Genomic DNA, 22,969 nt, shown 5'->3' on the forward strand with positions numbered 1-22,969 from the left:
GTTGAATTACTCGTAAGATTTAATTAGCAATAATGAAATAAAATGATGCCGTTAATTAGTTTAACTTAACCACCAAGCCGGAAAATACTTTATAAGTAGCGGGATAAATATCATTAGGCTCTAGAAAATCTTGATAACGTCTCATCATTTTCTGCCATTTTTCTTTACCTGCTAATCCTCGACCTTGTTTTTTAGGAACATGATTGGCACCAAGACTTTTTAATTCATGGGCAAGGTGTAATACATTTTCATATTCTAAAATAATATCTTGTTGTTTGGCTTCTAATAATTTTCGATCTGACCCATTTAACAACGCTCTAATTTCACGTTCTGATTTGAAATCAATCACGTGTTGATCATCATCAACTTGTGCCCACGCAGATTTCAATTCATATAAAGTACCGTTAACTAAAGTACTAAAGATAAATAGTCCACCTGGTTTTAAAACTCGCATCACTTCATTGATTACTGAATCTAATGGCTCACACCACTGGATCATCAAGTTAGAGTAAATAAAATCTATACTATTATCTTGAATTGGTAACTTATAGGCATCTGCCTCTAGCCACGAAATTGCTTGATTGCGATTTTCTTTGGCAAATTTCAACATATCTTTTGATATATCTACCCCCATAACTTGCTGATAACTACTCGCTAAAAGATCAGTAAAAAAACCAGTGCCTGATCCTAAATCTAACACGGTTAAATCATTACGATTAGGTAGCCATGGCATTAAATGTTTGCCGGTATAACGTTGTAAACGAGCTGAAACGTCATAAGAAGCACTGGCAGAACCAAAAGATTTCGCTATTTTGTAGCGACTTGTCATTTTGGGCATTATTGTATAACCTCATTGACACAACTAGCTAAGTAGTTGATATCGTTAACTTCATGGCTTGCAGTTATGGTAACACGTAACCGCGAGCTATTAAATGGAACCGTCGGAGGGCGAATAGCCGTTAGCCAAATGCCCTTATTTCGTAATTGCTGACAAACATCTAAGGTGCTAGTTTCATCGCCAATGACAATGGCATGAATGGATGATGAATTCTCAATTAATTGTATTTTTTGGCTAAGCTTTTCTGTCAGTAACTTGCTCAGTTCATTAATTTTTTCACGACGCCAATGCTCAGCTTGAATAATTTCAATACTCTTTTTTGTCGCCCAGGCTAAAGCTGGAGATATTGCTGTTGAATAAATATAATGACGAGAAAAATTTATTAAATAATCAGCTAAGTTCTTATCACAAGCAACAAATGCCCCGCTGGTTGCAATACTCTTACCCAATGTTGCCATCACAACATCAATATCAGCTAGGCTGGAACTCCCTTGCCCTTTTTTGCCAATAACGCCAATACTGTGTGCATCATCTAAATATAGCAAGGCTTGATGTTGTTTCGCTATTTTTGCCAAATTAGCTACGTCAGCCTGATCGCCATCCATACTAAAAACGCCCTCAGAAACAATAACCTGATTCAATTCATCATCATGAGGTTCAGCTTGCTGGTTTTTCGATATGAGGCGTTGTAGTTGCTCGATGTCATTATGCAAAAATCGTTTTACTTTTGCCTCACTTGATAGTGCCCCATCAATCAACGATGCATGACTTAATTTGTCTAAATAAAGATGGCTACTTTTATGCCCTAATGCCTGCATTAAAGCAGTATTGGCAGAAAAGCCGCTAGCAAATAGTAAACACTTGGGCTTATTTAACCAATCACAAATATCGTGTTCTAATGCCTGATGAGCATAAGAATAGCCAGTTATTAAACTCGAGCCGCTAGCACAAGTGCCAAATTTGTCAGCACCAATAGCTAAGGCTTGATTTATTTCAGGATGATGGTTTAAGCCAAGATAATCATTAGATGAAAAGTTTACATAGTTTTTATCGTTAATCTTAACATAACGGCCACTTTGCTCAATAACACACTGACGCGCACGATAACGCGCGCGTTGTTTCTGTTGTTCAACATCATCAGTTAAATAATTAAATGCCATCAGACTTAATTAACAGCGTTATAAAATAAGTCACTATTTTGTTGGTCGACAACAGCTGTTTTGAGTTTTTCTTCATCAATTTCTGAGCTGGCTATCGTTTCAGTATTAATGCCTAAGCGATCAAATAACATCATATCTTTATTTGCTTCAGGGTTACCTGTGGTCAATAACTTACAACCATAAAATATTGAGTTTGCGCCAGCTAAAAAGCACATGGCTTGCATTTGTTCATTCATGGCATCACGACCTGCTGACAAACGCACGTGACTTTTAGGCATCATGATGCGTGCTACGGCAATACAACGAATAAATTCAAAATGATCTAAGTCGGCAACATCAGATAACGGCGTACCTTCAATTTTTACTAACATGTTAATAGGAACACTTTCTGGCTGAGGTGAAAGGTTTGCTAATTGTGCAAGTAACGACGCGCGGTCTTTGCTTTCTTCCCCTAAGCCAACAATACCACCACTACATACTTTCATGCCTGAACTTCTGACATTTGTTAAGGTATCTAGTCGGTCTTGGTAGGTACGTGTGGTGATAATTTGATTATAATGCTCTGGTGAAGTATCCAAATTATGGTTGTAATAATCTAAACCTGCACCTTGCAATTCATCAGCTTGATCAGCAGACAACATACCCAACGTCATGCACGTTTCAAGACCTAAGGCTTTAACGCCCTTGACCATCTCAACAACTAAAGGCATATCTCTTGCTTTTGGATTACGCCAACCTGCCCCCATACAAAAGCGCGTTGAGCCCTGCGCTTTAGCAACCTTTGCCGCCTCAAGTACTTTTTCTACTTCCATAAGGCGTTCTTTGTCAATATCAGTTTTGTATCGTGAACTTTGTGAGCAATATTTACAATCTTCTGGACAAGCACCTGTTTTAATCGATAACAAGGTACTGACTTGTATTTCATTAGGATTAAAGTTTTCACGATGAATAACTTGTGCTTTAAACATCAAGTCATTGAATGGCATGTCAAACAAAGCTTTCACTTCATGTGCTTGCCAGTTATGGCGAATTTCACTGCTCGTTTGATGGCTATTGTTGCTGTTGGTATCAGACATAGATTCACTTACCGCTGATGTTTGCTGTGTCATAGTTATTCACTCGTATTGAAATTGCATCTCGTAATATTAACGGGTAGTCTATGCGTCAACATCTATATGTCAACTCATTTACTCAGCCAAGCTTTACATATGAACAAAATACATACAGAAACACTCGAATTCGATAAAAACCATGTCTGGCATCCTTATACTTCTATGTCCAAGCCTCTGCCTTCTTACCTCGTAGAGTCAGCCCAAGGCGTGCATATTTCTTTAGCAACTGGTGAACAAGTCGTTGATGGCATGTCATCATGGTGGTCAGTGTTACATGGCTATAATCATCCTGAATTAAACCAAGCACTGGTGAAACAAAGTGAAAAGTTTTCCCATGTTATGTTTGGTGGGTTAACTCACGAACCTGCTGTTGAGCTAGCAAAAAACTTGATCAGTATGACACCCTCAGGATTAAATAAAGTATTTCTCAGTGACAGTGGCTCTGTATCAGTAGAAGTAGCCTTAAAAATGGCTATTCAATACTGGCATAGTAAAAATAAGGCCGAAAAGCACAAAATTTTAACGGTAAAAAATGGCTATCATGGTGATACTTTTGCTGCCATGTCAGTATGCGATCCTGTTAATGGTATGCATCAGCTGTTTGAGCCAGTACTTATGAAGAATTTATTTGCTCCAGCACCTAATATAAGCTTCGATCAAGTCTGGCAAGCTAATGACACAGATGAATTAGCCGCGATGTTTGCGCGACATCATCACGAAATAGCCGCTTTTATTATTGAACCTATCGTACAAGGTGCAGGTGGTATGCGTATGTATCACCCAAATTATTTAAAAGCCTGTCGTGCATTATGCGATCAATATAATGTGTTAATGATCGCCGATGAAATTGCCACAGGCTTAGGTCGCACAGGTAAGTTATTTGCGTGTGAATGGGCCGAGATTAGCCCCGACATTATCTGTTTAGGCAAAACCTTAACCGGTGGTTATATGACCTTAGCGGCAACCTTATGTACAGACGAAATTGCTAATAACATCAGTAATGGTGAAGCCGGTTGCTTTATGCATGGCCCAACTTTTATGGGTAATCCTTTAGCTTGTGCTGTTGCCAATGCTAGTTTAGGTATTTTAAAGCGTAATGAATGGCAGCAACAAGTGGCAAATATCTCAGCTGCATTTAAGCAACAACTACTGCCTTTGCAAACACATCACAGAGTGCATGATGTTAGAGTATTAGGCGCTATCGGTGTTGTTGAAGCAACAGAAAATGTCAACATGGCAGAAATACAAAAACGTTTTGTCGAATTGGGCGCATGGATACGCCCTTTCGGAAAGCTGATTTACGTTATGCCCCCTTTTGTTATTAGCGCAGAGCAGATAACTTTGCTGGTTAATGCCATTAGTACAGTTTTAAACGAAGATAAATGTTTTCTGCAGCAGCAAGCAACAAGTAGTGCTTAACCGGTACTTGTCGTCGATATTTGCACTAAAATAAAACTTATCCAAGCGATGGTGATAACCAATAACAATAAAATATTGAAATGTTTACCATCGCTTTCACGGCGACTTCGGTACTTGTCGAGTATTAAGCAAAAATAGCTACATAAGGCACTTAGCCATAGCACTATATATAGATAGCCCGTTAAAGGCGTTAACCAAAACTTTCTAATTTCAATATTATGATAGCGTAATAAACCATAATCAGATTCAGGTGCTGCGTAATATGAAACAATTAAGGCAAAAACGAATAATCCCCAACCAATAATGGTTAAGACTCTGACAATATAGGTCCATATATCTACCGCGCTCCTTCGCTCTTTTTTTAATATTTTCATCTTAGTTACCGCCATTTGAGACTAATTTTTAATTTTTCTTTTTATATAGACCCGATTTAGCAACTTTTACTTGTTAAACCTTATAAGCAAGGTAACATATCAATCCTTAAAATTTGAGTATATTTTTGACAGAAAAGAGGTTTGTAAATGTCAGTCATTGCAATTACTGATATCTTGGCAGGTAAATACCCTGTTAATGAATCAATTACTATCCATGGTTGGATCCGCACACGTCGCGATTCCAAAGCAGGTATTTCATTTTTAGCGATACATGACGGTTCATGTTTTGACGCTATTCAGGCAATTGCTCCGAGTAATTTGGATAATTATCAGACTGATGTATTAAAACTTACAACAGGCGCAGCGGTAAAAGTTACCGGTATTTTGGTAGAATCTCCGGGTAAAGGTCAATCTTTTGAACTACAGGCAGAGCAAGTTGAAGTATTAGGCTTAGTTGAAGACCCTGATACTTATCCAATGGCTGCAAAGCGCCATAGTATCGAATTTTTGCGTGAACAAGCGCACCTACGTCCGCGCACTAATATTGGCGGCGCAGTAACCCGAGTTCGTAATACATTAGCACAAGCAGTTCATCGCTTCTTGCATAGTAAAGGTTACTTCTGGATCAGCACACCATTAATTACCGGTAGTGACTGTGAAGGTGCTGGTGAAATGTTTCGCGTCAGTACGCTAGATATGGAAAACTTGCCATTGAACGATCAAGGTAAAGTTGATTACGACCAAGACTTTTTTGGTAAAGAAACATTTTTAACGGTTTCAGGCCAGTTGAATGTTGAAACCTATTGTTGTGCCCTTTCTAAAGTTTATACTTTTGGTCCAACATTTCGAGCTGAAAATTCAAATACTACACGTCATTTAGCTGAGTTTTGGATGATTGAGCCAGAAATCGCTTTTGCTGATCTTGCCGATGCAGCCGATTTAGCAGAAGAAATGCTCAAGTATGTTTTTCAAGCTGTTCTTGATGAGCGTGCTGATGACATGGCATTCTTTGAACAACGCGTCGATAAAACAGTTGTCGATCGTTTAAACTCAGTGATCAACAACGACTTTGTGCGTTTAGATTATACTGATGCGATTACAATCTTAGAAAAATGTGATAAAAAGTTTGAAAACAAAGTGTCTTGGGGGGTTGATTTGAACTCTGAGCATGAGCGTTATTTAGCTGAAGAGCATTTCAATGGCCCGGTAGTTTTACAAAACTACCCGAAAGATATTAAATCTTTCTACATGCGACTCAATGATGACGGAAAAACCGTTGCTGCAATGGATATTCTAGCACCAGGCATTGGCGAAATTATTGGTGGTAGTCAACGTGAAGAACGCTTAGATGTTTTAGATGAACGTTTAGCTGAAATGAACTTAGATCCGGCTGACTATAGCTGGTACCGTGATTTACGTCGTTATGGCACTGTGCCTCATTCAGGTTTTGGTTTAGGTTTCGAACGTTTAGTAGCTTATGCTACGGGTATGCAAAACGTGCGTGACGTGATCCCATTCCCGAGAACGCCAAACAACGCGGCTTTCTAGAAAAAAACGGAACGGTAAGCTTTAGCATTAAAAAAACCCTCAATTGAGGGTTTTTTTAATGGCGTGTATTATGTCAACAAACAAGCATAACATAGTCGGCGTGTTAACTTATCTCTAAAAATAATGCACGTAATCCTCAAGATCTCGGCTATTTTTCAAAGGCAGCTCTTTGGCTTTATCGCCAATATAAACAAAACCAACGATTTCCTCATGTAGCTCAATACCTAAACGCTCTTTAACCAAAGGGTGATAGCTCATTTCTCCTGTACGCCACATTGCGCCGTAGCCTAAACATGTAGCCGCCATTTGTATGGCATGTGCTGCACAACCGGCGGCAATAAGTTGCTCTTGCTTAGGCACTTTAACGTGCTGATGAAATTTAGTGCTAACTACAATAATTAAAGGTGAGCGAAATGGCATTTTGCTTGCCTTATCTATCTTAGCTTCATCACCATTGTCACTAATAATAGCTGACTTAAATGCCTTACTTAACTTGGTTAGGCCTTCATCTTTTACTACCGTGAAGCGCCATGGAGTTAAACCAGCATGATCAGGAACACGCATTCCGGCTTTGAGGATATTGTTAATCACATCTTCACCTGGTGCATTACCTTGCAAGTTTGGATTAGACTGACGAGTATGTAAAAACTCCAAAACATTCATAAAACTGTAAATTCCTTAAATTAATCCTTTAGGGCTTGTTAGCTGATATTTACTGTATGTCAGCGTTAATAAATTCAAAGCATTATAATGATAAAACTAAACGCTATCTCATTGTTAACGTATAAATATACATTAACATTTATTTGTTATTAAAATCATCCAACTAATTAGCTTTTTTTCAAATTGATTTTATCAACTTCCCCCTCATGAAAAGCTATAAAGAGTAGAACGAGATTTGTACTCATTGATTTCATTTAAGCAATTGACAAAAATATTTACATTTTCGACTACTTAAACCAACGAATTTTCAGTAGCATATGGCAATCTACTGCAAATAACCTATAGACGGGTCATATGAAAGAAAATAAAAGTACTTTGGCAAGAATAACCTTTGGGTTATTTAGTTTGCTCAATACCTCTCGAAAAATCATTATTAATTTAGTTTTTTTTACACTATTACTTATTTTATTTATTACCTTAACCACCGGTGAAGAGAATATTAATGTAAAACCGGGCTCAGCACTTATCTTAAATATCCGTGGCGATATTGTTGAACAAAAACATAACATAGATCCAATGGATGCTTTTATTAGTGAAGCATTAGAACAGCCGGATTCTGCACCTGAAGTGTTACTTGCCGATATATTGGCAGTGATTAAAAGCGCCGAAACTGATGATCGCATTAGTATGATAGTGCTAGATTTAAAAAATATGCAAGGCTCAGGCATTACCAAATTAAGTGATATCGCCAAGGCATTACAACAATTTAAGCGCAGTGGTAAAAAAGTTATTGCTCTTGGTGAACACTACACACAAAATCACTATTATCTTGCAAGCTTTGCTGATGAAATTTGGCTTAACCCGCAAGGTTGGATGATATTAGACGGCTATGGACGCTATCAACTCTACTTTAAATCGGCTATGGAAAAGCTGGCAATTAGCCAACATGTTTTTCGTGTCGGTACGTATAAGTCAGCTATAGAGCCTTATATTCGTGACGATATGTCTGATGCTGCTAAAGAAGCTAACCAATTATGGTTAAATGATCTTTGGCAACAATACAAAACAGATGTTGCCGAGCAACGAAACTTTCCGATCAGTAATTTTGATGAAGATGTTGATGTTTTAGTGACAAAACTAAAAGCGGCCAATGGCAATGTTGCTGAATATGCCTTAGCAAATCAATGGGTTGATGCCCTAAAAACACGCGAGCAAGTCACACAAGATTTAATCAAAATGGTGGGCAGTGATGGTGAGTCTAGTTATAAACATATTACTTTTAATGATTACTCAAGAGCGATAACACCCAATATTGAGCTAGAAAACGTCAGCAGCGATCAAGTTGCGATCATTGTTGCTAAAGGCACAATTTTAGACGGCAACCAAAAACCTGGCACCATTGGTGGAGATAGTACTGCGGCTTTATTACGAAAAGCACGTGAAAACAAACAGGTAAAAGCCGTTGTTTTACGCGTCGATAGCCCAGGTGGTAGCGCGTATGCCTCAGAAGTTATTCGCCAAGAAGTTGAGCTACTAAAAGCGGCTGGCAAACCGGTGATTGCTTCTATGGGAACTTATGCAGCATCAGGTGGTTATTGGATATCAGCTTCAGCAGATAAAATAATAGCCTCCCCTACCACTATTACCGGCTCTATTGGCATTTTTGGTTTCTTTATGACTTTTGAAAACACCCTGAGCAAGTTAGGGATTTATACCGACGGTGTCGGTACCACTGATATTGCAGGTTTTGGTGTCACAAGAGAATTAACACCAGGTATGGCAAACATTATCCAACTCAATATTGAGCGTGGCTATCGTGATTTTATTGCGCTGGTAGCTAAAAATCGTAATATGACCACTTCACAAGTTGATGCGATCGCTCAAGGTCGAGTATGGTCAGGCTCTAAAGCGTTAGAACTGGGATTAGTTGATGCCTTAGGAAATATAGACAGTGCTATTGAAGCTGCCGCCGAACTCGCTAACCTAAGTGATTACGAGACTTTGTTAGTAGAAAAACAAAAAACTCCACGTGCGTTGTTTTTACAAAGTTTATTTGGCCAAGCGTCAGTATTGTTAGGTCAATCGTCTGTTGAGCCTTTTAATAAGAATACCTTAACTGAAATTATCAGTAAACTGTCAGTTGAATTAAAGCAATTATCGCAACTTAATGATCCACAAGGCGTCTATTCATTTTGTTTGGCCTGTGAAATTGAGTAATAAACAATAATTTTGTTCAAAAAGCCTCGATTTATCGAGGCTTTTTTATTAGATAACATCCGTTTTTGTAACCGGTATTCACTAGCTTTATGTTATAGTCTCGAATAATTTCAGCAACACTGGCATGAATTTACAGTGCCACTTTTTATAAAGATTTTTTACGATGAGAAAACGCATTTATATCGCTTACACCGGTGGCACCATAGGTATGAAACCAAGCGAGAATGGTTACATTCCACAGAAGCAACATTTAACCGACGCGATAATGAAAATGCCAGATTTTCATCGTCAAGAAATGCCTGAATTTACGATCAATGAATATCAGCCGTTAATTGATTCATCTAATATGTCTCCGGCTGATTGGCAACGTATCGCCGACGATATCAAGCAACATTATGATGATTACGATGGCTTTGTTGTGCTACATGGCACTGATACTATGGCATATACCAGCTCAGCATTATCCTTTATGTTAGAAAACTTAAGTAAACCTGTGATTGTTACCGGTTCACAGATCCCATTAAGTCAACTGCGTTCTGATGGCCAAGAAAACCTACTTAATTCGCTTTATATAGCGGCTAATTACCCGATCAACGAAGTAGGATTGTATTTTAGTAATAAGCTTTTTCGTGGCAACCGCAGTATTAAAGCTTATGCGGATGGTTTTGATGCCTTTGACTCACCCAATTTGCCGCCCTTACTTGAGGCAGGTATAAATATAAAACTGATCCAAGGTAAAGTATCGGAGCCTGTTGCTTTGCCTTTAGCGTTAGCACAAATTACCCCACAACCTATCGGTGTAGTACATTTATACCCTGGAATTTCGGTAGAATTAATAAAAAATATAATTAAACAGCCAGTTAAAGCATTAATTATAAGAAGCTATGGTGTTGGCAACGCGCCACAAAATCAAGCATTATTAGATTGCCTAGAACAAGCAAATAATAGCGGTATTGTGATAGTTAACTGTAGTCAATGTATTAAAGGTACGGTTAATATGAAAGGTTATGCCACTGGCAATGCATTAAGTAAAATCGGTGTGATCAGTGGTCATGATATGACTTTAGAAGCAACATTAACGAAATTACATTACTTGCTAAGTAAAAATTACAGCCAAGCAAAAATTTGTCAACTGCTTGAAGTCAGTTTACGAGGCGAACTAAGCTAACGCCTATAATAATAATTAAGTAATAAAGCCAGCATAAAACATCAAAAAATTAAAAAAGTCAGCGATTAAAGCTGACTTTTTTATCTTCAATAAGTAACTACACTATTGAAATATAGGCTTAATACGTGCCAAAAATTCAATATCTTGTTTGGTAAATTGACCTAACATTAACCACTCAGTGAACTTAAGCGGTAAATCAATTGGTATACCTGAAGACATTTGTGCTTGCATTAAATTTACTTGTACTGTCATTCTATGCTGTTGCAATTCACTTGGCGAAGGAATACCAGCTAAAATTTCAAGTGCTAAAGTTGCTTCAGCTCGATCAACCACATCAGTATAGCTTGCAAGTTCTGTTAACTTTTTCTGCCAAAAAATACTTAACTGAGGATAGTCAGGCTGCTCAGCAAAGCTTTGAGAATTTTCCATCGCATGTTCAAGCGTAGAAAATAAATAACCCCACAGGCGTTTTTCATCGGCAAGTTTAACCTCAACAATTTTCTGCTCTACCATTTTTATTTTGGCATTAATTTTCTTTTCAAGCGTTAGCATTTTGTTTTTTTGTTGAGCAACTTCTTGCGATAGACTTTGTAGCGATTGTAGATATTGTTGCAGCGTTGATAATTGCGTTAATTCAACAAATGTTGCATCGAGTGTAGCTAAACTATTAACAAACTCTGTCATTTTAGCGTTGGTTGTTGATTTATCCAATGCACTTTGTTGCTCACGCTTTGCGAAAATATCATCATTGATTTTTCGAAAGTTCTGCCAAAGTTTATTTTCTACTTTAGGCCCAGCATAACCTATATTACGCCATTGGGTTTGTAGATCTTTGACTTGCGCTACTGCAGCAAAAACATCTTCTTCAGTAAGTAACTTTTCAGCAGACTTAATTAAGTTTTGTTTTTCGAACTTATTTTGTTGATGAAAACTTTTAATCGCAGACTTTACCGGTTGTAGTGCTAAAGTAAACTGGCTATTTACATCTTGATAAACTGCACGATCAACTTGACCTGCACTTTGCCACTGTTTAATTAATTGATTTAATTCTACTTCGACATTTTTATAATCAATATCAGTTTCAGTTGTCTGTGTTATTTTTTCTGCAAGTAATTTTGCCTGTTCGACATATGATTGACGCATGACAAGGTGCTGTGCGCGAAGTTTTTCTTGCTCTGCAAAGTATAACCGACAAGGAGCAAAGGCAGTTTCACATAATTGATTAAACTCAGTATTTAAACTTTGTTCGGCATCATCATCGGCGTGGCCTAAACTATTCCAAGTTTTACGGTATTGCTTCACTTTTTCAGCTTGTTCATTAGGATTATCAAGTGGCGTGTCAACAATCGCTTTTATTTCAGCTAAAAGTTTTTGCTTACGCGGTGTCGCAATGTAATGCTCCCAATCTGCCAATTCAGCAATTTTTTCGTTAATTGCGTCATAATCTTTTTGGATGCGGTGCTGCTGTTGTTCAGATAAAGCATTAAATAATTGCTTAGCCTTTTTGAAAACACCAAAAGCAACATTATATTTTCCAGCACCAATCAGTCGTTTAACATCATGTAATTTTTTCTGTGTGGCTGAAAACTCTTGTTTTTGCTGTTGCTGCAATGGCTTTAATGCTTCACGCCATTTTTTTTGAATTTCTTGTGCTGAAGATTTGATCGAATCAGGTAAACTACCTGAAGCTTTCTTCTCTGCATCTTTCCAGTTTGTTAGCCACTGCTGATAAATGGCCAGACGTTCATTCATTTCTACAACAGTTGTTGGTAATGCTAACTGAGATATTTTTGAAATTAAATGGGTCGCGTCGCTTACCGATTGTGCTATTTCAGGTAATTGCTGTAATTTTTGTTGTTGCTGACAAATTTTTGTAATGAAAGCATTTTGCTCATCTTTGATCAGCACTGAAGCAATTATTTCGCTGGTTAACTTGTCAAACAACGTCTGGTACTGTTGTTCATCAATTTCTTCATTCTCAAAAATACTGGTTGTTAACGTTTGATCAATAATAGCGAGTGTTTTTTCGAAATGTTGTCGGGCTTGCTGTTTTTTCTCATCAAGTTCACGGGCAATTTCTGCTTGTGCATGTTGCTCAGCCTTGACAGCAAATAATTTATCAAGCTGTGCTAATATCGTGGCTTTTTTAGCCGTAAAGCTATTAACTTCATCTGTTAAAAAGCAATCAAATTCTCGAGCTAAAGCTTGCCACTCATCAACCAATTGACCACGTTTAGCTATATAGACTTGGTAATCATATTGATCTTTTAATGCTTGTAGCTTAGCTAGCACTAGATTAATTTTTTTGCGTAATACAATCGGTTGTTCGATAGCAAACTGTAAACGACTTATTTTATCTGTAAGTTGCTCTGTTATATCAGCATAAGTAGATTTTTTCTTTAATTTTTCTAATAGCTCTATATCGTCTACTTTATCGATAATATATTGCTGAACTTCTATATTTTGCTTTTGGCTAAACAGGTTTAATAACAAGTGGGGTTTTAATGTTAGCTTAGTGCCTACTTCGTCCTTACTTTTATTGGCTATTTTTTCAAATAAGGCGATAACCAAATTACTGTTTTCGGCTATTTTTAACCAATCTTCATATAAACTATAGTGATTATAAGTTGCAATGTAAGCGAGTTTCTCTTGCTCTGAAATCTTTATTTCATCTTGTCCGGTGAGGATTGCAGCAATCTTTTTACCGGCATACTGCTTAATCTTGGCCATTGAATTTTCTTGGCTATGCTTTAACCAAGATTGATAACTGGCTAGTTTAATTAACGCGGCACGTCGAACATTTTCATTTTCATCATCGCAGGCAAGTTGAGCAATAATTTCACGTTGTTCTGGCTGTTCAATTGATAAATTATTATTGATGGCTTCGACACGCACACTACTATCTTTGTGTTGCCATTTCTTTTTTAAAAACTTAGAAAAAATCATAGATTTGAAAACCTAGCAATATCATTGCTATCTAACGCAGGGGGAAAATCTGAACGTAGTTCACTTTTTGATTTAATAATCATCTCGCCTTTAGGGCCAATTGACAATGTTTGATCAGAGTTTAAATGTTTAGATTGGTAAGCCATGGTAATTTGTACAGCGGTCATTTGTTGTTCTTTATCAACAGGTGTTCCTTCTGGCCATTTACCTGTTTCAGCGGCACACTTTAAACGCATGTACATTTCTTCTGACATAGTGTCAACTAACTGAATTATATCCATGATAATCTCTTTAAATAATGTTGGTTACGCTTGGTTACGCTTGGTTAATATAAGTCTGACTCGCGTCACAATGTAGAGTATAAACCCTAAAATAGTACTGGTGATAGCACTGACATATTGCCAAGTGCCGGGTTGAGCATCTTGCCAATACAGAAAAAGGAAACCACCACAAAATAACAACATGGCGATAAAAGAATGATTCATTAATTGTTGCGATTTTTTTACCGCATTTACACGCTTTAAACTCGCTATTTTATCTGCGTCCAATTCCGTTAAATCAAGCTGACAATGATGACATGATTTAACTTTATCAGAAATTTTTTTCTTACAATTAGGGCAATTGATAACGGCCATTTATTCACCTCTTTTTCGACGCTATATTTTACCTAAAAAAAACACCCTTGCGGGCGTTTTTTTTCAGTAAATAACAATTATTTTTTATTTTGTTGTTCTAGACGCTTTTCCCAGAAATCAGCATTTTCAATTTCCAGACTTTTTGGATCAAAAGTATAATTATCAACACCTTCTTTTTGCTGTCTTTCATAATCTTTTAAAGCTTTTACTGCAGGCTTTGCCATAAAGAAAATGACGATGATACCAATAATATTTAACCAAGCCATCATACCAACACCAACATCACCCATACCCCATGCAACATCAGCGGCTTTAACCGTTCCGTAAAAAGTAGCTGTCATGATCAATACTTTTAATGCAAATGTTAATGCTGGTATGTTAAAGGTACGTTTAATGTATGAAACATTATTTTCAGCAATAAAGTAATACGCTAAAATAGTAGTAAATGCGAAGAAAAACAATGCAATAGCAATAAATGGCTTACCAAATCCTGTCAACATACTTTCAACAGCAATTTGGGTAAAGGCTGGGCTATTAGCCGCAATATCGCCAGCAATATTTTGCACGATAAAGCTTGCTTCACCTTCTAATCTGACATTATAAGACTGTGTGATCAAAATCATAAAGGCGGTGGCTGTACAAACAAATAACGTATCTATGTATACAGAAAATGCCTGTACCAAACCTTGTTGTGCGGGATGGTCAACTTCAGCTGCCGCTGCCGCATGAGGTCCTGTACCTTGACCTGCTTCATTAGAGTACACACCACGTTTAACACCCCAACCAATTGCAGCACCTACGCCAGCCATTGGTGTGAAGGCGTCTGTAATAATCAGCATAAATACGTCAGGTAAACGATCAATATGTAAGAAAATCATCACACAAGCGATAATGATATACGCCAAGGCCATAAAAGGTACAACAACTTGAGTGAAGCTCGCAATACGCTTAACGCCACCAAAAATGATAAAACCTAGTATAAGGACAATAAATACCGCAGTGTATAACTTCGTCATAGCAATAGGTCCAAGCGCAGTATCAACGATATTACCACTACCAAAAACCATGGTTACCGCTTCACCAATACTATTAGATTGTACTGTGGGAAGTAGTGCACCACAGGCAATAATAGTTGCTATGGCAAATATCCAAGCATACCATTTTTGTCCCATCGCTTTTTCAATGTAATAGGCGGGACCACCACGGTATAAACCGTCTTGCTCTTCTTTGTAAATTTGCGCATTAGTTGATTCAATGTATGCCGTTGCTGCACCGAAAAATGCCACCACCCACATCCAAAAAACAGCACCAGGGCCACCAAAACCAATAGCCGCAGCAACACCGGCAATATTACCTGTACCAACACGGCCCGATAATGACACAGCCAAGGCTTGGAAAGATGAAATCCCCTGCTTTGAACTTTTACCTGATAGCAACAGGCGCCACATTTCTCGGAAATGTCTGATTTGAACAAATCGAGTGATAACCGAAAAAAACAGTCCGGTACCCAAGCAAAGATAAATCAATGCTGGGCTCCAGATAATATTATTTAATGAATTTACAATTTCCTGCACTATAGACCCCTAGTTATTATTATTTTTGTAAAGTTAGTTTTGCTTCGTAAAATATTGTTATCTACTTTGCTGATCTAGCGTAAGTCATCAACCACATGATAAATAGCGGTTAAAAAATCTCGCCCAAACAAACTACTGCGCTCATCAGACCAACCAACACTATAATCAGGTAACAAATCATTGTCTTTAAACGGCATTTCAACAGTGTAAGCTAAACACTTAAATTGTTCACCCACCCAATTAGACGCAACAGTTAAGTTAGCTTGGCCTGGCTCGTCTTTATCGTAGCCTTTGTCATCTTGGAATTCAGGGGTAATAGCGAGCAGTACATTTTTAAATTTTTCTTCAAGTCCTTGTATGCGCTCATCATACGAAGGAATACCTTCACAACCGGCTACAAAATTGAAAGGTAATGCTTCATCACCATGAATATCTAAATGCATATCAACACCTGTTGCTAACATTTTTTCACGGACAAGATAAACTTCAGGGCTATTTTCCATTGATGGTGTTTGCCATTCTCGGTTTAAGTTAACACCTTTAGCATTGGTACGAAGATGGCCACGAGCTGAACCATCAGGATTCATATTTGGTACTAAATAAAACACAGCGCTATTGAGTAATGAGCGCGCAACACCATCATCTTCGTCGAGTAAGCGGTCGATAAAACCTTCCATAAACCACTCAGCCATACTTTCACCCGGATGTTGGCGTGCGGTTAACCAAATAACTTTTTTACCTTCACTCTCTTCACCCACTTTTAACACCGACATATCTCGACCATCAAGTGTTTGACCTAATACTTGCAACTGACAGTCAATATCTAATTGTGCGTTGTGAAGCAGATCTTGGTGGCGTTCGTAACTGTATGGAGCGAAGTAAGCAAAATAAGTTGCATCAAACTCAGGAGTAAACTTAATTGTTAACTTTTCCCCATCGAACTCTGTTGGTACGCGAAACCAATGTTGGCGATCATGAGAAGCCACTGCTTGATAATTTTCCCAGCCTTCTACATAAGCTGACTTGCCGGCATTAGTTAAATGCATAACATGTTCAACATGTTCAGTATTGTGCAGTTTAAAATGAAACCATTGGTAGAATTCTGATTGATGATCTTTTTTAATTGCTAATTCGATATTGCTTGGGTCTTGTGCTGAGATAACATCGATATTACCTGAGTCAAAATTTGCTGAAATTTGCATAAGGCTGATTACTCATTATTTTTTTGATTGTCTTAGTGTACACAAACCAGTAAAAGATCAGAAGTCTAAAAAGTCCTTAAATACAGTCCGATTTCCGTAGAATAGCCGAGAGAACGAGAAATAATGGTATTTTCTTCATTTAAAACGTAATAACTGGGATAACCCATGACTTTATATTCCATTTTTACTTGTTCATTACCTAGTACAACAGGAAAGGTTAATTGATGATTAGCAGTAAACTTTTTAACTTCTTCGACATCAACAAAGTCTAGCGCAACGGCAATAACATCTAAGTCGGGTGTTTTTTGATAAACTTTTTGTAAGTTCTCAATACTGAAATTACACACCTGACACCACGGCGCAAAAAAATAAACGATGGTTTTCTTACCGTTCGATTTTAATACCATGTCTTGACCCATCATGGTTTTTAATTGCTGTGGTTTGGGCGTGATATGGTCACTGCTAGAAAGCATGCTGGTTTCTCGCAACATAGCAACTCCATTAAAAATAATTAGAAATACAACCGTTTGTATTAAAAGACTGCGTAACAAAATAAAATGTCCCAATAAAATCACTTGATAGTTATTAAGACCTGATAAGTGATTTTATTGTTCATCATGCGATTAAAAATATCGCTTATTGCACCAAATTAACTCTTTAAAGCGAATAAACCCTTCAACACACTATTGTTCTTGTGACTTTTTAGCCCGAAACCACACGTATGCCTTATAAATCACCACAACAAATAATGTCCAAAAGGCAAAATGGTAAAGTGCATGAATACTGCCCTCGCCTAGTGCATGATCAGTATGTGCAAAAGCGGCCGATGAAAAAAGGCCAATAAAGCTGATAAATAATGTCAATAATTTCATAAAAAGTCCTTAATTTAGTTACTTGTAAATCGTACTATGGGTTTTATTTTTATCATACTGTGTGCCTACACTCTCAACATACCTTCAGTTTCGATAAAGCTAATAATGTCACTGAGGCCTTGTTCGGTTTTCATATTGCTGAAGATAAAAGGCTTATCACCACGCATTTTTTTACTGTCTCTATCCATTACCTCAAGTGAGGCACCAACCAGCTCTGCTACATCGATTTTATTAATAATTAATAAATCAGACTTAGTAATGCCCGGCCCACCTTTGCGTGGAATTTTATCACCTGCTGAAACGTCAATAACGTAAAGGGTTAAATCAGATAGCTCAGGACTGAATGTCGCACTTAAGTTATCACCGCCACTCTCTATTAAGACAAAGTCTAAATTGGGATGCAAACTTTGCAGTTCATCAATCGCTGCCAAATTCATTGATGCATCTTCTCGAATAGCGGTATGTGGACAACCACCGGTTTCAACGCCCATGATCCTGTCAGCAGTAAGAGCACTATTTTTAGTTAAAAATTCAGCGTCTTCTCGGGTGTAAATGTCATTGGTAACCACAGCAATATCGTATTTTTCGCGCAAGGCTAGACATAATTGTCGAAGTAATGCGGTTTTTCCTGAGCCTACAGGACCACCAACACCAATACGTAAAACTTGTTTTTTCATATATTACTCTCTTATTATCTGGATAATGGCTGAGGTTAAGAGCGAAAAAGTCGTGTATATTGCGTTTCATGCCAAGCACTTGCCATGGCTAAGTGCGGTAAACTGGCACCAAGTTCGTCATCAGCAATACTATTTGCTTTTTCAATCAATAACGGGGTATTTTCTGTTAATTTAAATAATAAATTTTGTGCCTGAGTCTGCCCAAGCGGCACTAATTTTGTTGCCGCGGCTACCTGATTATCAATATATGTCCAGCAGTAACCGCTTTGCGCTGAAACTACATCAAGACGAAAAACATAGGCACAAAGTGCAAAGGCACTGACAAAGCTAATTTCCGCTAACGCGAATATCATTTGATATGCCTCGAGGTTAAGCGGTTCAAGTTGCTTAACTAATCGTATCAGTGCTTTACCCATGGCCAAGTCCGCGAGTAACAGTTCATGACTTTCTCGACATGCGATTAAATAATTATTCCAATAAGCAAATGCGTTTAAATCATTGGTAGATAAAGCAATAAATAAACGTTTTAAAATTGCTAGATCTGTTTGAGCAATGCTCTGCTCTAAATTTATAGTTATCCAACTAGCTGTTGTTGTAACAGACGTTAACCACCCCTTTTCAACGGCGTACTCTAGCCCCTGTGAAAATGAAAATCCGCCAACGGGTAAATTAGCACTACACAGCTGTAAAAGCCGATTAAGTTTAAGTGCTTCTGCTTGTGTCGCTTTGTGCACATTGGCAGACTTAGTGTGCATGGGAATGCTCATGAGTACCGATAGCATAAGCACCATTTTCTGGTTCAAATATCGCTGGTGTTTTATCGATAGTTAAACCGTATTTTTGTGCAAGTGCTTCGAGTACATGATCAGGTTTAAAACGTAACCACAATTCACCAATTTGCATTGAGGTATGACGATTTCCTAAGTGATAACAGACTTTGCTAAATGTTAACCAATCGTTTGCTATAGCCGTTGTTACTGGCTCAGCTTGCCCCTTTACCCTCATAAACTGTCCGCATTCAGTTTTTATGATTTCACCCACTAATAATGGCTGGCCACGCGCCATAAAAATACCAATGTCGGCACCACCATCAGTTTTAGCTTTAATGCGCGCTTTTTTCCGAGTGTCGTGATCTAGGGTAATTGAATCTGATATTTCACTGTGAATATGATCAAAACGTTCATAGGCTTTTAGCATGTAATGTCTTCCTAAAATAAACAATAAAGTTGTGCAAGCGGCAAAGTGGTAGCAGGCGCACATGTCAGTAATTCATCATTTGCTCTAACCTCATAAGTTTGAGCATCAACCTCTATTTTAGGTTGCCAATTGTTATGAATCATATCCGCTTTAGAAATGTTGCGCGTGTTTTTACAAGCAGAGACCATACGTGTCATGCCTATTTTCTCTGGTACTTTAGCGTCAATTGCAGCTTGTGACATAAAGGTCATCGATGTTTGTGCTGAAGCACTGCCATAAGCGCCAAACATTGGCCGGTAATAAACCGGTTGAGGCGTTGGGATTGACGCATTTGCATCACCCATAGGTGCGGCTGCGATAAAGCCTGACTTTAAAATTAATGCCGGTTTTATAGCAAAAAATGCCGGCTTCCATAGCACTAAGTCAGCAAGTTTTCCGACTTCAATTGAACCAACTTCATGGCTAATACCATGACTAATCGCAGGATTTATTGTGTATTTAGCAATATAACGTTTGATTCGAAAGTTGTCGTTACGAGCAGTATCAGGTGCTAACGCACCACGTTGTTGTTTCATTTTATGCGCGGTTTGCCAGGTACGGGTGATCATTTCACCCACGCGTCCCATTGCTTGCGAGTCAGAGGCGATCATGCTGATCGCACCTAAGTCATGCATAATATCTTCGGCTGCGATACTTTCTTTACGAATACGCGAGTCGGCAAAAGCGATATCTTCTGCAATAGAGGGATCTAAATGATGACAAACCATCAACATATCTAAATGTTCATCTATGGTGTTAATGGTATAAGGCCTTGTCGGATTGGTAGAAGATGGTAAAACATTGGCTTCACCACAAGCACGAATAATATCAGGAGAATGTCCTCCGCCTGCCCCCTCGGTATGATAGGTGTGTATTGTACGGCCATTAAAAGCGGCAAGTGTATCTTCTACAAAACCAGACTCATTGAGTGTATCGGTATGTATGGCAATTTGTACATCGTAGCGTTCGGCAACTGACAAACAATTATCAATTGCGGCAGGTGTTGTGCCCCAATCTTCATGCAACTTTAAACCACAAACGCCAGCTTCAATTTGCTCTTCAAGTGCAATAGGTAAACTGGCATTACCTTTCCCCAAAAAGCCAAAGTTCATCGGAAAATCATTGGTGGCTTGCAACATTTTATAAATATTCCACGGTCCCGGCGTGCAGGTGGTTGCTTTAGTGCCTGTTGCTGGTCCAGTGCCACCACCAATCATAGTCGTCACCCCTGACATGAGTGCTTCGTCAATTTGTTGCGGACAGATAAAGTGAATATGTGCATCGATTCCACCTGCCGTTAAAATTTGTCCTTCGCCAGCAATAACTTCAGTACCTGGACCAATTTCAATATCAACATGGTCTTGAATATCTGGATTTCCTGCTTTACCAATCATGGCAATACGCCCATTTTTAATGCCAACATCCGCTTTAACAATACCCCAATGATCAACAATGAGCGCATTGGTGATCACTAAATCAACAGTTTCAAAACATGACGCTTGGCTTTGCCCCATACCATCACGTATGACTTTGCCACCGCCAAATTTTACTTCTTCACCATATTGGGTAAAATCTTTTTCCACCTCTAACCATAAGTCGGTATCTGCCAAACGCACACGGTCGCCGACGGTTGGTCCAAACATATGAGCATAGGAATGCTGATCAATACTCGCCATAACTATAAATCTCCCTGTACGTCGCCACGAAAGCCAAATACCCGCTGTTTGCCACGATAAGCAACTAAGGTAACTTCACGTACTTGTCCAGGTTCAAACCTAACCGCTGTGCCAGAGGTAATATCTAAGCGACAACCTCGGGTGAGATTGCGATCAAAATGTAGTGCTGGGTTAACTTCATAAAAATGATAATGCGAACCAACTTGGATAGGTCGATCGCCTGTATTAGCAACCAATACGTTCAATTTGCTATAACCGACATTGAGTTCTCGATTACCGTTATCGGTTTTAATTTCACCTGGGATCATAGTTGCTCTCTTACAATGAATATTAATAAAGTTAAGCGCCTCATGTCAGGCGTTTACACGCCATTTAAATAATAGGATTATGAACAGTAACTAGCTTAGTGCCATCTAAAAAGGTCGCCTCTACTTGTACTTCTGTAATTAACTCAGCAACCCCTGTCATCACTTGTTCTCGGGTTAATAGCGTGCGACCGTAATCCATCATTTGTGCCACGGTTTTTCCATCTCGAGCCCCTTCGACAATTTCCATGGAGATATAAGCCATGGCTTCGGGGTAATTCAATTTCACACCTCGATTCAATCGTCGCTCAGCCAACAGTGCAGCAGTAAATAACAATAGCTTGTCTTTTTCTCTTGGTAATAAATCCATAATTCACTCTTTTTTTTAAAAGTTACCGTACTGGCCCGATACAAAGCCTTTAGGTATGCCAAATACGAGGAATGCTTGCTACTTTATTCAAATATAACGGCCTTAAAATCTGCCATAACTGTATGAAAAGCGCTTTACATTGCTCTGCTTGTTGGCCCAAATAACGTATGATCAATAACCGACGTACTTGACTAACACTGATATTATCATCGGCCTTTTCGCTGATAATATGCTCACGTAATTGCACGATTAGTGTCTTAAGTTCGTCATCATCAAATTGCCCTAAGGGCGCATAAGCTAGAAAAGTGCCAAAAACAGATTGATGATTCAAGCCAGCAATATGTTGATGTACTTTATTTTCTGGTTTAATAACGATTCTATCGTGATAAATTAGTGTGTTTTGACAATAAACGCGATTTAACTGGCTATAACGACCATGTTTAAAAGGCTGCCCTGATGATGGCAAGCCTAAACAAGTAATATCCCAGCCCAAATAAGCACTATCATTTTGCAAATGTACGTCTACAGTATTAAAACCATCTGCTCCTTCATAAACGATGGTTTCTAATGGAAAATTCTCGCATTTTGCACAGGCTGCTAAATAAAACTTACAATGCTGCACTTGTTTTGAATCACCGATCGCATGATCTTCTCGAGCGCGATAAAAACGGTTAGCGCCTGGTGTCGTTATTAAGCTATGTGCTTGACGCTTTACGGCAATGTTGATATGTAGTTCATCACCAGACACTATGCCTGCTGGCGGGTGCAGCAAATAAATATGTGCGCAATCTCGTCCTTCTGGATAAAATGCTTTTTGTACACTTAATGGACCATATCGCTCTGTACGAGTAAGCTGAGTACCACTTGGTGTCAAACTAAAGGTTAACGATAAACTGGCGAACCATGAGTTTTTCAGCTCTTGCTCGCTGTCGTTGTTGATTGCTTTTTCTATTATCATAGGGATTTTATTAAACAAA

23 protein-coding genes are annotated in these 22,969 nt (G+C 38.3%); 4 read left to right on the plus strand and 19 right to left on the minus strand.

The features are described 5' to 3' along the window. Positions 1-55: 55 nt before the first annotated feature. Genes bioC through bioB form a run of 3 tightly spaced genes read right to left on the minus strand, consistent with a single transcriptional unit; the run spans position 56 to position 3,074 of the window. Entirely contained in the window at positions 56-838 is a 783-nt protein-coding gene (gene bioC / locus B0169_RS10610; RefSeq protein WP_077285953.1) for a malonyl-ACP O-methyltransferase BioC, read from the minus strand. Continuing rightward, a complete protein-coding gene (locus B0169_RS10615) occupies positions 838-1,998 on the minus strand; it encodes an aminotransferase class I/II-fold pyridoxal phosphate-dependent enzyme (protein WP_077285954.1) in 1,161 nt (386 codons plus the stop codon). The genes bioC and B0169_RS10615 overlap by 1 nt, the downstream gene beginning before the upstream one ends. Positions 1,999-2,003: 5 nt before the next feature. Next, positions 2,004-3,074: a biotin synthase BioB gene (gene bioB, locus B0169_RS10620; RefSeq protein WP_077286135.1), complete on the minus strand. Its 1,071-nt coding sequence runs from the start codon at positions 3,072-3,074 to the stop codon at positions 2,004-2,006. Positions 3,075-3,206: 132 nt separating this feature from the next. On the opposite strand from bioB, the gene bioA reads away from it, so the two are divergent. Further along, on the plus strand, positions 3,207-4,529 hold the full coding sequence (gene bioA / locus B0169_RS10625) for an adenosylmethionine--8-amino-7-oxononanoate transaminase (protein ID WP_077286136.1): 1,323 nt from the start codon (positions 3,207-3,209) through the stop codon (positions 4,527-4,529). On the opposite strand, the gene B0169_RS10630 is transcribed toward bioA, so the two are convergent. Continuing rightward, entirely contained in the window at positions 4,526-4,903 is a 378-nt protein-coding gene (locus B0169_RS10630; RefSeq protein WP_235838544.1) for a hypothetical protein, read from the minus strand. The genes bioA and B0169_RS10630 overlap by 4 nt on opposite strands. A gap of 147 nt (positions 4,904-5,050) precedes the next feature. On the opposite strand from B0169_RS10630, the gene asnS reads away from it, so the two are divergent. Beyond that, positions 5,051-6,451: an asparagine--tRNA ligase gene (asnS, locus tag B0169_RS10635; RefSeq protein WP_077285956.1), complete on the plus strand. Its 1,401-nt coding sequence runs from the start codon at positions 5,051-5,053 to the stop codon at positions 6,449-6,451. A gap of 114 nt (positions 6,452-6,565) precedes the next feature. Here the strand turns inward: asnS and B0169_RS10640 are convergent, their stop codons facing one another. Then, positions 6,566-7,114: a nitroreductase family protein gene (locus B0169_RS10640; protein WP_077285957.1), complete on the minus strand. Its 549-nt coding sequence runs from the start codon at positions 7,112-7,114 to the stop codon at positions 6,566-6,568. A gap of 354 nt (positions 7,115-7,468) precedes the next feature. Here B0169_RS10640 and sppA point away from each other — a divergent pair, with 354 nt between their 5' ends. Further along, positions 7,469-9,331, plus strand: a complete 1,863-nt coding sequence (sppA, locus tag B0169_RS10645) for a signal peptide peptidase SppA (protein ID WP_077285958.1) — start codon at positions 7,469-7,471, stop codon at positions 9,329-9,331. 163 nt (positions 9,332-9,494) lie between these two features. Beyond that, positions 9,495-10,499: an asparaginase gene (gene ansA, locus B0169_RS10650; RefSeq protein ID WP_077285959.1), complete on the plus strand. Its 1,005-nt coding sequence runs from the start codon at positions 9,495-9,497 to the stop codon at positions 10,497-10,499. 102 nt (positions 10,500-10,601) lie between these two features. Here the strand turns inward: ansA and B0169_RS10655 are convergent, their stop codons facing one another. From B0169_RS10655 to B0169_RS10720, 14 genes are all read right to left on the minus strand, one after another. Continuing rightward, positions 10,602-13,445, minus strand: a complete 2,844-nt coding sequence (locus tag B0169_RS10655; RefSeq protein ID WP_077285960.1) for a DUF349 domain-containing protein — start codon at positions 13,443-13,445, stop codon at positions 10,602-10,604. Then, positions 13,442-13,726: a YeaC family protein gene (locus B0169_RS10660; protein ID WP_077285961.1), complete on the minus strand. Its 285-nt coding sequence runs from the start codon at positions 13,724-13,726 to the stop codon at positions 13,442-13,444. The genes B0169_RS10655 and B0169_RS10660 overlap by 4 nt, the downstream gene beginning before the upstream one ends. 24 nt (positions 13,727-13,750) lie before the next feature. Continuing rightward, a complete protein-coding gene (locus tag B0169_RS10665) occupies positions 13,751-14,080 on the minus strand; it encodes a hypothetical protein (RefSeq protein ID WP_077285962.1) in 330 nt (109 codons plus the stop codon). A gap of 77 nt (positions 14,081-14,157) precedes the next feature. Then, on the minus strand, positions 14,158-15,654 hold the full coding sequence (locus B0169_RS10670; protein WP_077285963.1) for an alanine/glycine:cation symporter family protein: 1,497 nt from the start codon (positions 15,652-15,654) through the stop codon (positions 14,158-14,160). 74 nt (positions 15,655-15,728) lie between these two features. Continuing rightward, on the minus strand, positions 15,729-16,856 hold the full coding sequence (locus B0169_RS10675) for a M14 family metallopeptidase (protein ID WP_077285964.1): 1,128 nt from the start codon (positions 16,854-16,856) through the stop codon (positions 15,729-15,731). 65 nt (positions 16,857-16,921) lie between these two features. After that, entirely contained in the window at positions 16,922-17,347 is a 426-nt protein-coding gene (locus B0169_RS10680; protein WP_235838545.1) for a TlpA family protein disulfide reductase, read from the minus strand. A gap of 192 nt (positions 17,348-17,539) precedes the next feature. Next, a complete protein-coding gene (locus B0169_RS10685; RefSeq protein WP_077285965.1) occupies positions 17,540-17,728 on the minus strand; it encodes a hypothetical protein in 189 nt (62 codons plus the stop codon). Between the two features lie 65 nt (positions 17,729-17,793). After that, complete coding sequence (gene ureG, locus B0169_RS10690; RefSeq protein WP_077285966.1) at positions 17,794-18,405, minus strand: urease accessory protein UreG; 612 nt, start codon at positions 18,403-18,405, stop codon at positions 17,794-17,796. Positions 18,406-18,440: 35 nt separating this feature from the next. Then, a complete protein-coding gene (locus B0169_RS10695; protein WP_143323513.1) occupies positions 18,441-19,172 on the minus strand; it encodes an urease accessory protein UreF in 732 nt (243 codons plus the stop codon). Beyond that, complete coding sequence (locus tag B0169_RS10700) at positions 19,150-19,602, minus strand: urease accessory protein UreE (RefSeq protein ID WP_077285968.1); 453 nt, start codon at positions 19,600-19,602, stop codon at positions 19,150-19,152. Before B0169_RS10700 ends, B0169_RS10695 begins: the two co-directional genes overlap by 23 nt. An 11-nt stretch (positions 19,603-19,613) precedes the next feature. Further along, positions 19,614-21,317, minus strand: a complete 1,704-nt coding sequence (ureC, locus tag B0169_RS10705) for an urease subunit alpha (protein ID WP_077285969.1) — start codon at positions 21,315-21,317, stop codon at positions 19,614-19,616. Between the two features lie 2 nt (positions 21,318-21,319). Further along, positions 21,320-21,625 carry an urease subunit beta gene (locus tag B0169_RS10710; RefSeq protein WP_077285970.1) on the minus strand — a complete coding sequence of 102 codons (306 nt, stop codon included), beginning with the start codon at positions 21,623-21,625 and terminating at the stop codon, positions 21,320-21,322. A gap of 64 nt (positions 21,626-21,689) precedes the next feature. Beyond that, positions 21,690-21,992, minus strand: coding sequence for an urease subunit gamma (locus B0169_RS10715; RefSeq protein WP_077285971.1), 303 nt, complete (start codon positions 21,990-21,992; stop codon positions 21,690-21,692). A 49-nt stretch (positions 21,993-22,041) separates the two neighbouring features. Continuing rightward, positions 22,042-22,950, minus strand: coding sequence for an urease accessory protein UreD (locus tag B0169_RS10720; protein WP_077285972.1), 909 nt, complete (start codon positions 22,948-22,950; stop codon positions 22,042-22,044). Positions 22,951-22,969: the final 19 nt, after the last annotated feature.

Origin of the sequence: Cognaticolwellia aestuarii, from assembly GCF_002000025.1 — a bacterium.
Lineage (GTDB): Bacteria > Pseudomonadota > Gammaproteobacteria > Enterobacterales > Alteromonadaceae > Cognaticolwellia > Cognaticolwellia aestuarii.

Excerpts from the sequence above, each read along its gene's own strand:
- bioC (WP_077285953.1), bottom strand. The coding sequence starts at position 838 with ATGCCCAAAATGACAAGTCGCTACAAAATAGCGAAATCTTTTGGTTCT.
- B0169_RS10615 (WP_077285954.1), bottom strand. The coding sequence starts at position 1,998 with ATGGCATTTAATTATTTAACTGATGATGTTGAACAACAGAAACAACGC.
- bioB (WP_077286135.1), bottom strand. The coding sequence starts at position 3,074 with ATGTCTGATACCAACAGCAACAATAGCCATCAAACGAGCAGTGAAATT.
- bioA (WP_077286136.1), top strand. The coding sequence starts at position 3,207 with ATGAACAAAATACATACAGAAACACTCGAATTCGATAAAAACCATGTC.
- B0169_RS10630 (WP_235838544.1), bottom strand. The coding sequence starts at position 4,903 with ATGAAAATATTAAAAAAAGAGCGAAGGAGCGCGGTAGATATATGGACC.
- asnS (WP_077285956.1), top strand. The coding sequence starts at position 5,051 with ATGTCAGTCATTGCAATTACTGATATCTTGGCAGGTAAATACCCTGTT.
- B0169_RS10640 (WP_077285957.1), bottom strand. The coding sequence starts at position 7,114 with ATGAATGTTTTGGAGTTTTTACATACTCGTCAGTCTAATCCAAACTTG.
- sppA (WP_077285958.1), top strand. The coding sequence starts at position 7,469 with ATGAAAGAAAATAAAAGTACTTTGGCAAGAATAACCTTTGGGTTATTT.
- ansA (WP_077285959.1), top strand. The coding sequence starts at position 9,495 with ATGAGAAAACGCATTTATATCGCTTACACCGGTGGCACCATAGGTATG.
- B0169_RS10655 (WP_077285960.1), bottom strand. The coding sequence starts at position 13,445 with ATGATTTTTTCTAAGTTTTTAAAAAAGAAATGGCAACACAAAGATAGT.
- B0169_RS10660 (WP_077285961.1), bottom strand. The coding sequence starts at position 13,726 with ATGGATATAATTCAGTTAGTTGACACTATGTCAGAAGAAATGTACATG.
- B0169_RS10665 (WP_077285962.1), bottom strand. The coding sequence starts at position 14,080 with ATGGCCGTTATCAATTGCCCTAATTGTAAGAAAAAAATTTCTGATAAA.
- B0169_RS10675 (WP_077285964.1), bottom strand. The coding sequence starts at position 16,856 with ATGCAAATTTCAGCAAATTTTGACTCAGGTAATATCGATGTTATCTCA.
- B0169_RS10680 (WP_235838545.1), bottom strand. The coding sequence starts at position 17,347 with ATGTTGCGAGAAACCAGCATGCTTTCTAGCAGTGACCATATCACGCCC.
- B0169_RS10685 (WP_077285965.1), bottom strand. The coding sequence starts at position 17,728 with ATGAAATTATTGACATTATTTATCAGCTTTATTGGCCTTTTTTCATCG.
- ureG (WP_077285966.1), bottom strand. The coding sequence starts at position 18,405 with ATGAAAAAACAAGTTTTACGTATTGGTGTTGGTGGTCCTGTAGGCTCA.
- B0169_RS10695 (WP_143323513.1), bottom strand. The coding sequence starts at position 19,172 with ATGAGCATTCCCATGCACACTAAGTCTGCCAATGTGCACAAAGCGACA.
- B0169_RS10700 (WP_077285968.1), bottom strand. The coding sequence starts at position 19,602 with ATGCTAAAAGCCTATGAACGTTTTGATCATATTCACAGTGAAATATCA.
- ureC (WP_077285969.1), bottom strand. The coding sequence starts at position 21,317 with ATGGCGAGTATTGATCAGCATTCCTATGCTCATATGTTTGGACCAACC.
- B0169_RS10710 (WP_077285970.1), bottom strand. The coding sequence starts at position 21,625 with ATGATCCCAGGTGAAATTAAAACCGATAACGGTAATCGAGAACTCAAT.
- B0169_RS10715 (WP_077285971.1), bottom strand. The coding sequence starts at position 21,992 with ATGGATTTATTACCAAGAGAAAAAGACAAGCTATTGTTATTTACTGCT.
- B0169_RS10720 (WP_077285972.1), bottom strand. The coding sequence starts at position 22,950 with ATGATAATAGAAAAAGCAATCAACAACGACAGCGAGCAAGAGCTGAAA.